18 protein-coding genes are annotated in these 12,844 nt (G+C 71.8%); 5 read left to right on the plus strand and 13 right to left on the minus strand.

Going from position 1 to position 12,844, the window contains the following annotated elements:
- The first annotated feature begins 427 nt into the window (after positions 1-427).
- Positions 428-1,318, plus strand: coding sequence for a diaminopimelate epimerase (gene dapF, locus FV234_RS12300; RefSeq protein ID WP_147829537.1), 891 nt, complete (start codon positions 428-430; stop codon positions 1,316-1,318).
- Positions 1,318-2,556, plus strand: a complete 1,239-nt coding sequence (gene mtaB, locus FV234_RS12305; RefSeq protein WP_147829539.1) for a tRNA (N(6)-L-threonylcarbamoyladenosine(37)-C(2))-methylthiotransferase MtaB — start codon at positions 1,318-1,320, stop codon at positions 2,554-2,556. Before dapF ends, mtaB begins: the two co-directional genes overlap by 1 nt.
- Positions 2,557-2,595: 39 nt before the next feature.
- On the opposite strand, the gene FV234_RS12310 is transcribed toward mtaB, so the two are convergent.
- The gene (locus FV234_RS12310; RefSeq protein WP_147829541.1) at positions 2,596-3,294 is read right to left on the minus strand and encodes an RluA family pseudouridine synthase; all 699 of its coding nucleotides are present in this window, start codon (positions 3,292-3,294) and stop codon (positions 2,596-2,598) included.
- Between the two features lie 42 nt (positions 3,295-3,336).
- Here FV234_RS12310 and ftsY point away from each other — a divergent pair, with 42 nt between their 5' ends.
- Entirely contained in the window at positions 3,337-4,722 is a 1,386-nt protein-coding gene (ftsY, locus tag FV234_RS12315) for a signal recognition particle-docking protein FtsY (protein ID WP_147829543.1), read from the plus strand.
- A gap of 43 nt (positions 4,723-4,765) precedes the next feature.
- Here the strand turns inward: ftsY and FV234_RS12320 are convergent, their stop codons facing one another.
- The gene (locus FV234_RS12320; protein WP_147829545.1) at positions 4,766-5,674 is read right to left on the minus strand and encodes a LysR family transcriptional regulator; all 909 of its coding nucleotides are present in this window, start codon (positions 5,672-5,674) and stop codon (positions 4,766-4,768) included.
- A 92-nt stretch (positions 5,675-5,766) separates the two neighbouring features.
- On the opposite strand from FV234_RS12320, the gene FV234_RS12325 reads away from it, so the two are divergent.
- Entirely contained in the window at positions 5,767-6,699 is a 933-nt protein-coding gene (locus tag FV234_RS12325) for an NAD-dependent epimerase/dehydratase family protein (RefSeq protein ID WP_147751415.1), read from the plus strand.
- Between the two features lie 133 nt (positions 6,700-6,832).
- Positions 6,833-7,441 (plus strand): septation protein A, encoded by a 609-nt coding sequence (locus FV234_RS12330; RefSeq protein ID WP_147829618.1) that lies wholly within the window; start codon positions 6,833-6,835, stop codon positions 7,439-7,441.
- A gap of 117 nt (positions 7,442-7,558) precedes the next feature.
- On the opposite strand, the gene FV234_RS12335 is transcribed toward FV234_RS12330, so the two are convergent.
- From FV234_RS12335 to FV234_RS12385, 11 genes are all read right to left on the minus strand, one after another.
- Positions 7,559-8,152 carry a DsbE family thiol:disulfide interchange protein gene (locus FV234_RS12335; protein ID WP_147829547.1) on the minus strand — a complete coding sequence of 198 codons (594 nt, stop codon included), beginning with the start codon at positions 8,150-8,152 and terminating at the stop codon, positions 7,559-7,561.
- On the minus strand, positions 8,149-8,301 hold the full coding sequence (gene ccmD / locus FV234_RS12340; RefSeq protein ID WP_147829549.1) for a heme exporter protein CcmD: 153 nt from the start codon (positions 8,299-8,301) through the stop codon (positions 8,149-8,151). Before ccmD ends, FV234_RS12335 begins: the two co-directional genes overlap by 4 nt.
- Before the next feature lie 39 nt (positions 8,302-8,340).
- A complete protein-coding gene (locus FV234_RS12345; protein ID WP_147829551.1) occupies positions 8,341-8,832 on the minus strand; it encodes a VOC family protein in 492 nt (163 codons plus the stop codon).
- 35 nt (positions 8,833-8,867) lie between these two features.
- Positions 8,868-9,668 carry a heme ABC transporter permease gene (locus tag FV234_RS12350; RefSeq protein WP_147751419.1) on the minus strand — a complete coding sequence of 267 codons (801 nt, stop codon included), beginning with the start codon at positions 9,666-9,668 and terminating at the stop codon, positions 8,868-8,870.
- An 83-nt stretch (positions 9,669-9,751) separates the two neighbouring features.
- Positions 9,752-10,021 carry a Txe/YoeB family addiction module toxin gene (locus tag FV234_RS12355; protein WP_147751420.1) on the minus strand — a complete coding sequence of 90 codons (270 nt, stop codon included), beginning with the start codon at positions 10,019-10,021 and terminating at the stop codon, positions 9,752-9,754.
- Positions 10,018-10,272 carry a type II toxin-antitoxin system prevent-host-death family antitoxin gene (locus FV234_RS12360; protein WP_147751421.1) on the minus strand — a complete coding sequence of 85 codons (255 nt, stop codon included), beginning with the start codon at positions 10,270-10,272 and terminating at the stop codon, positions 10,018-10,020. The genes FV234_RS12355 and FV234_RS12360 overlap by 4 nt, the downstream gene beginning before the upstream one ends.
- A 123-nt stretch (positions 10,273-10,395) precedes the next feature.
- A complete protein-coding gene (locus tag FV234_RS12365) occupies positions 10,396-10,743 on the minus strand; it encodes a DUF4189 domain-containing protein (protein WP_147751422.1) in 348 nt (115 codons plus the stop codon).
- Positions 10,744-10,873: 130 nt separating this feature from the next.
- A complete protein-coding gene (gene ccmB / locus FV234_RS12370) occupies positions 10,874-11,542 on the minus strand; it encodes a heme exporter protein CcmB (RefSeq protein ID WP_147751423.1) in 669 nt (222 codons plus the stop codon).
- Positions 11,539-12,186, minus strand: coding sequence for a heme ABC exporter ATP-binding protein CcmA (ccmA, locus tag FV234_RS12375; RefSeq protein ID WP_147829553.1), 648 nt, complete (start codon positions 12,184-12,186; stop codon positions 11,539-11,541). The genes ccmB and ccmA overlap by 4 nt, the downstream gene beginning before the upstream one ends.
- A gap of 35 nt (positions 12,187-12,221) precedes the next feature.
- Positions 12,222-12,476 (minus strand): type II toxin-antitoxin system RelE/ParE family toxin, encoded by a 255-nt coding sequence (locus FV234_RS12380; protein ID WP_147829555.1) that lies wholly within the window; start codon positions 12,474-12,476, stop codon positions 12,222-12,224.
- Complete coding sequence (locus FV234_RS12385; RefSeq protein WP_147751426.1) at positions 12,460-12,684, minus strand: ribbon-helix-helix protein, CopG family; 225 nt, start codon at positions 12,682-12,684, stop codon at positions 12,460-12,462. Before FV234_RS12385 ends, FV234_RS12380 begins: the two co-directional genes overlap by 17 nt.
- Positions 12,685-12,844: the final 160 nt, after the last annotated feature.

A 12,844-nucleotide genomic window follows, 5' to 3' on the forward strand; every position in this document is an offset into this window, starting at 1 on the left:
GGGCGCCGTCGAGGCCGGCGGCGGGGGCTGCTGCGCCAGGGCGGGCAGGCTCCCGCAGGCGGCGGCGGAGGCGGCAAGGAGGCCGGCGACGAGCGTGAGGCGAGGGCGGGTCAAGGCGGCGCTCCGGGGAAGGCAGTGGAGGCGAGGGCAGTGGAGGCAAAGGAAAAGGAGACAAGGGCGTCGAGGCTACGGCCGAGGCCGCCGCGAACCGAATCGGTACGGTCCCGTCTCGCCCGAAGGTAGTGACGAACACCGTCCTTCGCGAGGCCATGCACGCGCGTTCCGATCGCACGGTGCGCGGACGCGGCGGATCTGCCACGCCCCTCGCGCCGGAGGCCGGCCTTGCCATATACGGTGCTCCGACGGGCTCTCGGACGACGCCCGGCCCCCACCCCCGCGACGACGCGGTTCGAACCACCATGGCCGCATGAGCGCACTCGCCCACAGACGCTTCCTGAAGATGCACGGCGCCGGCAACGCGATCGTGGTGCTGGACCTGCGCGGCACCGACATCCGCGTCGCCCCCGAGGAGGCGCGCGCCATCGCCGCCGATCCGGCCTCGAGCTTCGACCAGCTGATGGTGCTGCACGATTCCGCGAGCCGCGGCGCCGACGCGTTCATGCGGATCTACAACACCGACGGCTCGGAATCGGGCGCCTGCGGCAACGGCACCCGCTGCGTCGCCTACGCGATGCTCGACGACCCGGCCATGGCGCGGCCCGTCGAGACCGGGCGGCTGGTGCTGGAGACGGTCGCCGGCCGCGTCGAGGTCAAGCGCGTCGCCGAACGCTCCTTCACCGTCGACATGGGCCGCCCGCGCCTCGCCTGGAACGAGATCCCGCTGCGCGATCCGTTCCCGGACACGCGGCGGATCGAGCTGCAGATCGGGCCGATCGACGACCCCATCCTGCATTCGCCGGGCGCGGTGAACATGGGCAACCCGCACGCGGTCTTCTTCACCGATCGCGACCCCGACACGTTCGACCTCGGGCAGATCGGCCCGATGCTGGAGAACCATCCGATCTTCCCCGAGCGCGCCAACATCTCTGTGGCGCAGGTCCGGGGGCGGGAGGCGATCAAGCTCCGGGTCTGGGAGCGCGGCGCCGGCTTGACGCTGGCCTGCGGCACCGCCGCCTGCGCCGCCGTCGTCGCCGCCTCGCGCCTCAGGATGATCGGCCGGCAGGCCACCGTGAGCCTGCCCGGCGGCGACCTGTTCGTGGAGTGGCGCGCCGACGACCACGTGCTGATGACCGGCCCGGTCTTCCTCGTCGCCGAAGGCCGGTTCGCACCCGCCCTGTTCGCCCAGGACGCCGCCTGATGGCGGTCGAGACGCTGACCTTCGGCTGCCGGCTGAACACGGTCGAGGCCGAGGTGATGCGCGGCCTTGCGGAGCCAGGAGCGCATGGGCGCGACCGCGTCGTGGTCAACACCTGCGCCGTCACCACGGAAGCCGGGAGGCAGGCGCGCAAGGCGATCCGCCGCCTGCACCGCGAGCGGCCCGACGCCGAGATCGTCGTCACCGGCTGCGGCGCGCAGATCGAGACCGCCGCCTACGCCGCGATGCCCGAGGTCGCCCGGCTGGTCGGCAACGGCGACAAGCTCTCGCCCGCGGCCTGGCGGCCGGACGCGAAAGGTGCGCGCGACGCGGTCGGCGACGTGTTCGCCGCCCGGCACGCCGAGCCGACGCGGATCGCGGGCGTGGCCGGGCACACCCGCGCCTTCGTGCCTGTGCAGAACGGCTGCGACCACCGCTGCACCTTCTGCGTCATCCCGTTCGGGCGCGGGCATTCGCGCTCGGTGGCGCCCGACGCGGCGATCGCGCAGGTCCGGCGCATCGTCGCCCACGGTGGGCGCGAGGTCGTGCTGACCGGCGTCGACCTCACCGCCTACGGCCGCGACTTCTCGAACGCTGGCGAGAGCCTCGGCACGCTGGTCCTGGCGATCCTCGCCGCGGTGCCGGAGCTGTCGCGCCTGCGCCTGTCCTCGATCGATTCGATCGAGGCCGACGACACCCTGATGCGGGCGATCGGCGACGAGCCCCGGCTGATGCCGCACCTGCACCTGTCGCTCCAGGCCGGCGACGACCTCGTGCTCAAGCGGATGAAGCGCCGGCATGGGCGCGCCGACGCGATCCGCTTCTGCGACGCGGTGCGGCGCCTGCGGCCGGACGCGGTGTTCGGCGCCGACCTCATCGCCGGCTTCCCGACCGAGACCGAGGACCAGTTCGCCCGCTCCCTCGACCTCGTCGCGGAATGCGGGCTGACGCATCTCCACGTCTTCCCGTACTCGCCCCGCCCGGGGACGCCGGCCGCGCGGATGCCGCCGGTTGCGCCCGAGGTCGTCCGCGCCCGCGCCGCGCGCCTGCGTGCGGCGGGCGAGGCGGCCCTCCTCCGCCACCTCGACGGCGAGGTCGGCCGGTCGCACCGGGTGCTGGCGGAGCGCGGCGGCGTCGGCCGCACCGAAGGGTTCACGCCGGTGCGGATCGCGGCGGAGCCCGGCACGATCCTCGACGTGACGATCGCCGGGCACGACGGCCGCGCGCTGCTGGCCGCCTGATCGCAAGCGAACCGGCGCGTGGCCGCCCCGGTCCGAGGGTCACCCGGCCCAGCCGCAGGCCGACAGCCCGTCCCGCATGTGCTCGGGTGCCGGCGCCTCGGCGACCACGGGCGGCTTCTTCGGGTAGAGCGGCAAGGCGAGGCCGCGCGCATGCAGTTGCAGGCCGGGGCCGCCGTGGCGGGCCGCGGTGCCGTAGATCGGATCCCCGACGATCGGGAACCCCGATGCGGCGCAGTGCACCCGGAGCTGATGGGTGCGGCCGGTGACCGGGATCAGCTCGAGCCAGGCCTGGCTCGCGGACCGACCGAGCACGCGCCAGCGCGTCGTCGACGGGTCGCCGGCCGGGTCGGCCTTCATCCACCACGAGCGTGGATCGCTCGACCGCCGTGCGAGCGGCAGGTCGATCTGGCCCTCGTCGTCCGGGGGCGCACCCTCGACCAGCGCCCAGTAAGTCTTCCGCGCCTGCGCGTTGGCGAACAGCTTGTTGAGGCGCGCCAGCGCCTGCGCATGACGCCCGAGGGCTAAGCAGCCGGAGGTGTCGCGGTCGAGCCGGTGCGCGGCCTCCGGGCGCCGCGGCAGGCCGAAGCGCAGGCCGTCGAGGTGGTCGGTCAGGGTCTCGCCGCCCTTGGGCCCCGGATGCACCGGCAAACCCGCGGGCTTGTCGATGACGAGGACCAGGGCATCGCGGTAGAGCAGGCGCGCGCCTATGTCAGACGAGAATGCGGCAGGCGACGACATGCCTCCCGGCTAACGGTGCCGGGGCGCGGGAGCAAGGACGACATGAGCCAAGACGAGAAGCCGGGCTGGTTCGGCCGCCTGTTCGGGCGCAAGGGCGCGACCGAAGCCCCCGAGCCGCCGCCGGACTCGCCCGCCTCCCCGGCGGAAGGGCAGCCGGACTTCGCCACGGCTGCCGACGACGTGGCGCACGTGCCGCTGCCGCCGGCCGAGCCGTCGCCGGTCGACCCCGAGCGGAACGCGGTGCCCGACGAGATCGAAGGCGCCGACCTTCAGCCGATCGCGGGCGAGCCCGAGACGCCCCCCTCCGGCACCGCCGGCGACGACCCGGCCCGCGGCGCCGAGCCTGCCGACACCACGACGGTCGCCCGCGAGCCGGTGACCGCGCCCGACGCTGGGCCTGAGGCCGGCGCCGGCGCGCCGGACATCCAACCGGTCGACGTCGCGGCCGCGCTCGCTCACGACGCCCTCGCCGACGACGAGACGGCATCGGAGCCGGCGTCGGAGAAGCGCGGCTGGTGGACCCGGCTGACCTCGGGGATGAAGCGGACCTCGTCGGCCCTGTCCGACCGGGTCACCGGCCTGTTCACGAAGCGCAAGCTCGACGCCAACACCTTGGAGGACCTGGAGGACGCGCTGATCCAGGCCGATTTCGGCGTCGAGACCGCGACGCGGATCTCGGATGCCGTGGGCAAGGGCCGCTACGAGAAGGGCATCTCCCCCGACGAGGTCCGGGCGATCCTGGCGACCGAGGTCGAGCGGGCGCTGGAGCCGGTGGCCAAGCCCCTGGTCGTCGATCCCACCAAGAAGCCGTTCGTGATCCTGATGATCGGCGTGAACGGCGCCGGCAAGACCACGACGCTGGGCAAGCTGTCGCTCAGCCTTAAGGCGGAGGGCCGCTCGGTGATGCTGGCGGCGGGCGACACCTTCCGCGCCGCCGCGATCGAGCAGCTGAAGGTCTGGGGCGAGCGCACCGGCACGCCGGTGGTGAGCGGGGCGCAGGGCGCGGACGCGGCGGGGCTGGCCTTCGACGCCCTCAAGCGCGCGAAGGCCGAGGGCACCGACGTGCTCCTGATCGACACCGCCGGCCGGCTGCAGAACAAGGCCGGGCTGATGGCGGAGCTGGAAAAGATCATCCGCGTGCTGCGCAAGAGCGATCCCGAGGCGCCGCATGCGACGCTGCTGGTTCTCGACGCCACCGTCGGCCAGAACGCCCTGTCCCAAGTCGAGCTGTTCTCGAAAGCCGCGCCGGTCTCGGGGCTGGTGATGACCAAGCTCGACGGCACAGCCCGCGGCGGCATCCTGATCGCGCTGGCCGCGAAGTTCGGCCTGCCGGTGCACTTCATCGGCGTCGGCGAGGGCGTCGACGACCTGGAGCCGTTCGCGGCGCGCGACTTCGCGCGGGCGATCGCGGGGCTGGAGAAGGGCTGACGCCCGACGCGGACCGAACGGCCTGCAGTGCAGTCGCGGGTCGTCAGCAGGTCGCCGTCGCGCCGGGTGCCGCCTCCGAAAGGTCGAGCCCTTCGACCAAGGCATCGAACACCGCGCGACAGCGGGCGTTCGTCTTCAGGTCCTCGTGCATCACGATCCAGAGGGGCAGCGTCAGGGTGATCGCGGGCAGGACGCGCACCAGCGCCGGGTCGCGCCCGGCGATCGCCACCTGGCAGATGCCGATGCCGAACCCTGACCGGATCGCGGCGACCTGGGCGAGGTTGCTGTCGGCCCTCAGAGCGAACGTGCGCCGGTCGAGCGGCGGCAACCGGGCGGCCATGGCCCGAAGCGCCGGGGTCTCGGTGTCGTAGCCGATCACGTCATGGGCTGAGAGGTCGCCGATGGCGGCCGGCGTCCCGGCTCGGTCCAGGTAGTCGCGGTGGGCGTGGAACCCGAGATCCACCGGCGGCAGGCGGCGCGCCAGCAACGCCCCCTGGGTCGGCTCGACCATGCGGATCGCGATGTCCGCCTCGCGCGCGAGCAGGTCGCCGACCACGTCCGAGAGCGCCAGCTCGATCGCCAGAGCGGGATGCGCCCGCCTGAGCCGGGTCAGGATCGGCGGCAAGTGCTCGACGCCGACGACGTCGCTCGCCGTGATCCGCACCGTCCCGGCGAAGTCGCCCTGGGCGCCGCTGGCGGCCCGCAGCAACGCGGCGGCGGTCGTCGCCATGGTCCGCGCGTGCGGGCGCAGCGACACCGCAAGCTCGGTCGGTTCGAGCCCGCGCTGCGACCGCACGAACAGGTCGGCGCCCAGCGCCGACTCCAGCGCATCCACGTGGCGGGCGACGGTCGGTTGCGTCGTCCCGAGCGCACGCGCGGCTGCCGACAGCGAGCCAGCGTCGAGCACGGCGAGCAGAGTGCGATAGAGCGCCCAATCGGGATCGTGGTTCATCCGTTTGCGTATAGCAGGACCACGGACTTAGCCAATTTTCGATGTGCCCGCCGAGGTGCATCGTCCTGCCTTCAGCGATGAGGGACAGGACGATGACGCAGCAGATCACGATCTTCGGCTACGGCGCGGTCGGGCGGCCGATCGCCGAGCGGCTGGCCGCACGCGGAGACCGCGTGCGGGTCGCAACCCGCACACGCCCGGCGGACCTCCAGGCCGGCGTCGAGCATCAGGTCTGCGACGTCCTGAATCCTGCCGACGTGCGGCGCGCGCTCGACGGGTCGGCGCAGGCGGTACTCGCGGTCGGCTTCCCCTACGACGCGCGGGTGTGGCGGACGGCCTGGCCGCGAACGATGCACGCCGTGGTCGAGGGCTGCGCCGAGGCGGGGGCGCGGCTGGTCTTCATCGACAACCTCTACCAACTCGGGCCGCAGACGGCGCCGCGCACCGAGGACATGCCGCTGACCGCAGGCGGCGAGAAGCCGGCGATCCTGGCCGAGGTCACCCGGATCTGGCAGGGAGCGCGAGCCCGCGTGCCGGTGGCGGCCCTGCGCTGCTCCGATTTCTACGGACCCGGCGTCGCCAACTCCCATCTCGGCGCCTTCGCATTCGGTGCGCTGGCGAAGGGCCGGCCGGCGCAATTGCTCGTGCCGGCCGACACGGCGCACGACTTCGCCTACGTCCCGGACGTCGCGCGGGCGGCTTTGCTGCTTCTCGACGCCCCCGACGCGGATTTCGGGCAGGCCTGGAACGTTCCGTGCGCGCCGACGCGGAGCCCGCGCGCCCTGCTGACGATGGGCGCCGGCGTGCTCGGCAAGCGGCTCAGGCTGTGGGCCGTCCCCTTCGCGATGCTGCGGCCGCTCGGGCTGGTCTACCGCTTCGCGCGCGAGGTGGCCGATGTCGGATTCACCTGGGATCGTGCCTACGTGATCGACGGCGGCAAGTTCGCCCGCCGCTTCGGCTTCGTGCCGACCCCGTTCGAAGTGGGCGTGCCGGCCACCGTCCGCCGTTTCGCCGAGGCGCGTTGACGGGGGCGAGGACACGATGGCGCAGGGCCGGCCGGCATCCGGCCCGTGCCGGCAGCCCCGGTGGACCGCACCCGTCGTCATCGATACAGACGCATCGACGCGATGGGCCCGTTCCGGCTCCCTGGCCAGCATGATGCAGATCGAATCCGTACCCCCGCGCCGACACCTCGCGCCGCTCCCCAAGCTGGCGCTCGAACTCGGGCCGCTGGTGATCTTCTTCCTCGGCAACGCCTACGCCGAGCGCTTCGGCGTAGACCCCGACCAGAAGCTGTTCGTGGCGACCGGGGTGTTCATCGTGGCGACCGTCGTGGCGCTCGCCGTGCACTTCGCCCTGGTGCGCCGGCTGCCGATCATGCCGATGGTGTCGGGCGTGGTGGTCGTCGTCTTCGGCGGGCTGACGCTCTACCTGCAGGACAAGACCTTCATCATGGTGAAGCCCACCATCGTGAACACGCTGTTCGGCCTGGTGCTGCTCGGCGGCCTCGCCTTCGGCAAGTCCCTGCTCTCGGTGGTGCTCGACTCGGTGTTCTCGCTCACCGACGAGGGCTGGCGGAAGCTGACCTTCCGCTGGGGGCTGTTCTTCCTGGCGCTCGCCGTGCTCAACGAGGCGGTGTGGCGGACGCAGAGCGAAGATTTCTGGGTGAACTTCAAGGTGTTCGGCATCATGCCGCTCACCGTCGTGTTCGCGCTCGCCCAGACGCCGCTATTGACCCGCTACGAGCGCAGGAAGTCCGACGTGTAACGGCGCGCAGGTTCTCGCGCAGAGACAGCCCCGACGGCGTCGGCCGGCGGCAAGCGCGACCGCGCGCCGCCGCCGGTGCGGCGGACGGCCCGCCAGGGCCAACGAAGAATTTCCTTCCTACTTCGCGGCTACCTTGCCGGCCGCGCGGATCTTGGCGATCACCTCGGCGAGATTTTCCGGGGTGACGATACCGACGAGCTTGTCGCGGATCACGCCGTCCGGGCCGATGATGAAGGTCTCGGGCACGCCGTAGACACCGAAATCGATGCCGACGCGGCCGGTCTCGTCGTGGCCCACCGCCTGGAACGGCACGCCGTTGCGCGTCAGGAACCGGCGTCCGTTCTCGGCGGCGTCCTTGTAGTCGATCCCGACGAGCCGGATGCCGGGCTCGCGCGCCAAGCGCATCAGCATCGGATGCTCGACCTGGCACGGCGCGCACCACGAGGCCCAGACGTTGAGCACCGTGACGCCGCCCTTCAGGTCGGCGCTCGACAGGCCGGGCACCGGCTTGCCGTCGGCGGTGAGGCCGGCCACCGCCGGCAGGGTGAAGCTCGGCACCGGCTTGCCGATCAGCGCCGAGGGGAGGGCGGCTGGGTCGGCGCCGGAGCGCAGGCGCAGGAAGAACACCGCCGCCAGCACCGCGAAGGCCAGCACCGGGACGACGACGAGGAGCGAGCGGCGGACCGGCTCCGGAGGGGTCTCGACGCTCACCGGCGATCCTCCGCCTGGAGCTGGGACAGCGCCCGCCGCTGCGCGCGCCGGTCGCGGACCGCGTTGAGCACGAGCCCCGCCATCACCAGCGCGGTGAAGGCGTAGGAGGCGAGAATGAAGCCGCCGTGGCTGCCGAGGTCGAGACTCATGCGTTTATGAAATCCGAAGGAGCTTGTGCAGAAGCGCGCTCATGCCTGCGCCGCCCGCTCGAGGGCGGCGACGTCCAGCTTGACCATGGTCTGCATGGCCGCGAAGACGCGGGCCGAGACGGCGGGGTTGGGGTCGGCCAGGAGGCGCGGCAGCACCTCCGGCACGATCTGCCAGGGCACGCCCCAGCGGTCGCGAAGCCAGCCGCACATGATGGCGCCGCCCCCGTCGGCGATGAGGCCCGCCCAGAGCCGGTCGACCTCCGCCTGGTCGGCGCAGGCGACCGAGATCGAGGCCGCCATGCCGTACTCGGCCGGCGTGCCGCCGTTCAGCGCCTGAAAACTCTGGCCGCCGAGGGTGAAGGCGACGAGGATCGCATCGCCGGCCGCCCCGCCCGGCCACGCGCCCGGCGCGCGCTGGATGCGGTCGATGCGCGAGTCCGGAACGAGGTCGACGTAGAGGCGGACCGCCGCCTCCGCGTCGGTGCCGAACCACAGGCAGGTGCTCGCTTTCGTCGGGCTCGCCTTGGTCATCAGCCGCATCTCCCTTGCGGACGGCGCGTCCGCGATCAGACCGCCTGGCCGAGGGGCAGGGCGCGACCGGCCTCGGAGGCCGTCACGGTCGAGCCGGCGTCGAGGCGCTCCGCCTCGCGGATCGTCAGCGTCCGCACGCGGCGGCGCATGATCTCGGTGCGCATCGCGTAGAGGTGCAGAGTGGTGCCGCCGAGGGTGGCGGCACCGATCATCACCAGCAGCGGGTAGAGCATCGACGGGTCGATGGTCGAGCCGCCCATGCGCAGGATCGAGGCCGGCTGGTGCAGAGTCGACCACCAGTTCACGGAGAACTTGATGATCGGCAGGTTGATCGCGCCGACGAGCGTCAGGATCGCGACGGAGCGGGCGGCCCGGTTCGGATCCTCCATCGTCCGCCACAGGGCAATGATGCCGCAATAGATCAGGAACAGGATCAGCATCGAGGTGAGCCGCGCGTCCCAGACCCAGTAGGTGCCCCACATCGGCTTGCCCCAGAGCGAGCCGGTGACGAGGCAGATCAGGGTGAAGGCCGCCCCGATCGGGGCTGCGGCGCGCTGCGCCACGTCGGCGAGCGGATGGCGCCAGACCAAGGTGCCGATCGCCGACAGGCTCATCGAGCCGTAGAAGAACACCCCGAGCCAGGCCGCAGGCACGTGGATGAACATGATCCGCACGGTCTCGCCCTGCTGGTAGTCTGGCGGGGCGACGAACCACGACAGGTACAGCCCGAGCGCGAGGATCGCGGTCGAGATCGCGGCGAGCCACGGCACCAGCGTGCCGGACCAGCGCATGAAGTGGCTCGGGTTGGACAGGCGCGTCCAGAGGGGCGTCGACATGGGCCATGTCTTAGCGCGGGGTGCGGTGCAGCGGCAATGCGCACGTCTGGCGCAGGGGGACGCCGAGCTGGAGGCCGCCGAGCTCAGGCGTAGCGCCACCGGCATTGCAGGATCTCGACGGCCTGCGTCTCACCATGGCCGCCGACCCGGTAGACGAGGCGGTGGGAGCCGGTGATCCGCCGAGACCACCATCCGCTCAGGTTGCCGCGCAGTGGCTCGGGTTTGCCGATGCCGGTGAACGGCGTCCGCCGGACCTCGCGGATCAAATCGTTGATGCGCTTGAGGGTTGCGGGGTCGGATGCCTGCCAGAACAGGTAATCTTCCCAGGCGTGGTCGGCCCAGAGGAGCTTCACCCCTCGATCAGATCGTGTTCGGACCCGCCACCGGCCTCGATCTGGGCGGCGGCTTCGAGAAGCCGCTTCGCGTTGGCCGGCGTGCCGAGGAGATGGAGCGTCTCGCGCAGCTGATCGAGTTCTGCGAGCGGCAGAATCACGAGAGGCTCGTGGTTCTGCCGCGTGACGACCAGTTCCGATCGGTCGTTCTCAACCTGGTCGAGATGCGCGGCGAAGTTCCGCCGAAGCTCGGTCAAGCCGACTTGCGCCATGACAACCATCCGATCTGTACAGGAGAACGTACATATCGCGCGATGATGCCACGGCGCAAGGTCGAGCGCGGAAGGATCGTGCTTCGCGGACCCGGAAGCCCGTCGGCGTTCAGGCGCCCCGGATCATTCGCACTCGGAAAGGACGAGCTTGCAGTTCGGACACTTGTCGAAGGCCATCTCCTTGGCGGCGGCCTCGGTGCGGCCCCAGCCGACGCCGTAGGTGGTGCGGTTGGAGACGTAGGCGCCGCAGCTGTCGAAGCGGGCCACGACCTTGCAGTTGTCGTTGCCCATCTTGGCGCATTGCCGCATCGCGGCGGCGCCGGCGGCCTCGCGCGAATCGCCCCAGCCGATGCCGTAGCCCTCGTCGCCGGCCTTCTGGCCCTCTTCGGTGTCCACGGCGAAGGCGCCGGCGGCGGCGGCGGGTGCGGTCGCGAGAAGCGCCAGGAGCAGCGCGGACATCAGGGTCTTCATCGGTACGTCCCCATCGAATCTGACAGGGCGGGCGAACCCTTCGCGCCGCCCCTGCAGGACGTCTGATAAGGCAGTGCGGCGCAAAGGAAATTGCACCTCCGTTCCGATCTCTTGCCTCAGCGTCCCGGGCTCATTCCGACCAGCGCAGGGCCGCCGCCGCGGCGAAGGTCCCGACCAGGGCCGCGATCAGGCTGAGGCCGGTCAGGATCATCAGCGGGGTCGCGAAGGGCACGGTGCCACCGAGCGCCGACTGCGCCGCCGAGACGCCGAAGATCAGCGTCGGGATCATCAGGGGCAGCACCAGCACGGCGAGGATCAGGCCGCCCCGACGGATCGAGGCGGTGAGCGCGGCGCCCACCGCACCCACGAAGGTGAGCGCCGGCGTGCCCACGAGCAGCGTCAGCGCGGTCGCGGCCATGGCGGTGCCGTCCAGCGCCACCAGCAGCCCGAACAGCGGCGAGGCCAGCGCCAGCGGCAGCCCGGTGGTGAGCCAGTGCGCGATCACCTTGGCCAGCACCACGAGTTCGAGCGGAACCGGGGCCGCGGTCATCAGGTCGAGGGAGCCATCCTCCTCGTCGGCCTGGAACAGGCGGTCGAGTCCGATCAGCGTCGCCAGCACCGCCGAGAGCCACAGGATCGCCGGGCCGATCCGCGAGAGCAGGTTGAGGTCGGGGCCGAGCGCGAACGGCACCAGCGCGACGATCATCAGGAAGAAGACCAGCGACAGCATGCCCGACCCGCCGACGCGGGAGGCCAGCGTCAGGTCGCGGGCGACGAGGGCGACGAGGATGCGGATCACGCCCAAACCTCCTCCGAGTCGGCCGCCGGCTCGGGCGCCCGCGGCGCGGCCTGCGCGATGTGGAGGTTGCGCGCGTCGTCGAGGCCGAGGGCCTGGTGGGTGGCGGCGATGACGAGGCCGCCCGCCGCCCGATGCTCGGCCATCAGCCCGGCGAGCACGCCCTGCGACGCGGTGTCGAGGGCCGCCGTCGGCTCGTCGAGAAGCCAGAGCGGGCGGGCGCAGACGAGGAGGCGGGCGAGCGCCACCCGGCGCCGCTGCCCGGCGGACAGGTAGGCGACCGGCAGGTCCAGGGCGTGGGCGAGGCCGAGCCGGTCGAGCGCCGCCCGCGGGCTCAGCCGCTTCGTCCCCAGTAGGCTTTGGGCGAAGGCGAGGTTCTCGGCCGCCGTCAGGCTGCTCTTCAGCCCGTCGCGATGGCCGACCGCGTGCAAGCATTCGGGAAGCGCCGCTTCGCCCATGTCGTGGACGGTGAGGCGCCCGGAATCCGGCCGCAGCCGCCCGGACAGGATCGCGAGCAGGCTCGACTTGCCCGCCCCGTTGCGGCCGGTGACGGTGATCGCTTCGCCCGGACCGATCGCGAAGGACAGCCCGGAGAAGATCCTTCGCCCCGAGCGGCGGCAAGTGAGGGCGTCAACGGTCAGCCGCACGAAGGTTGCCTGTTCAGGAGGTGAAACGTCTCGATTTAACGGTAGACGGCCCGGCGGTGGCCGATCCGAACGGTCTCGTCCTCGATCGATGCAATGATCCGATAGTCGCCGACCCGATATTTCCAGAGGCCGCCCAGCCGCGAACCCTTCAGCGCTTCACCGAGGCTTCGCGGATCGTTCGAGGGCGATAGGCGGTCCTGAAGAAAGCGGAGAATCCGCGTGGTTGTCTCTCGGTCGAGCTTGTCGAGTTCGCGTTCCGCGGACCGTTCGAACTCAATCCGCCAAGCCATATCGGTCCATAACCGCCCGCAGGGGAACGGCCTGGCTCTCGCCGCGCTGCAGGGCTGCGACCCGGCTCTCCGCGATCTCGACGTCCTCGATCTCGTCGAGATGGTCCTGGATCGCCTCGCGCACGTGGTCGTCCGCGCTGCGGCCGGTGCGTCTGGCCAGGGCGTCGAGGCGGCGTTCGATCTCCGGCGGCAAGTCGAGGGCGAGCATGGCAGTCTCCAGCGCGCGCAAGGCTTACGATGGCGGCGCGCATCCGTCCATTCGCCCTGCCGCGTCCTGCGATCACGATGAAGCCCGCGGCCCCCGCGCCGCCTTGCCCGGTTGCGCGAGGCGGCGGAGCCGCGCAACCTCCCCCGTCCCGGGGCAAGCG

This window comes from Methylobacterium sp. WL8, from assembly GCF_008040045.1.
Classification (GTDB): Bacteria; Pseudomonadota; Alphaproteobacteria; order Rhizobiales; family Beijerinckiaceae; genus Methylobacterium; species Methylobacterium cerastii.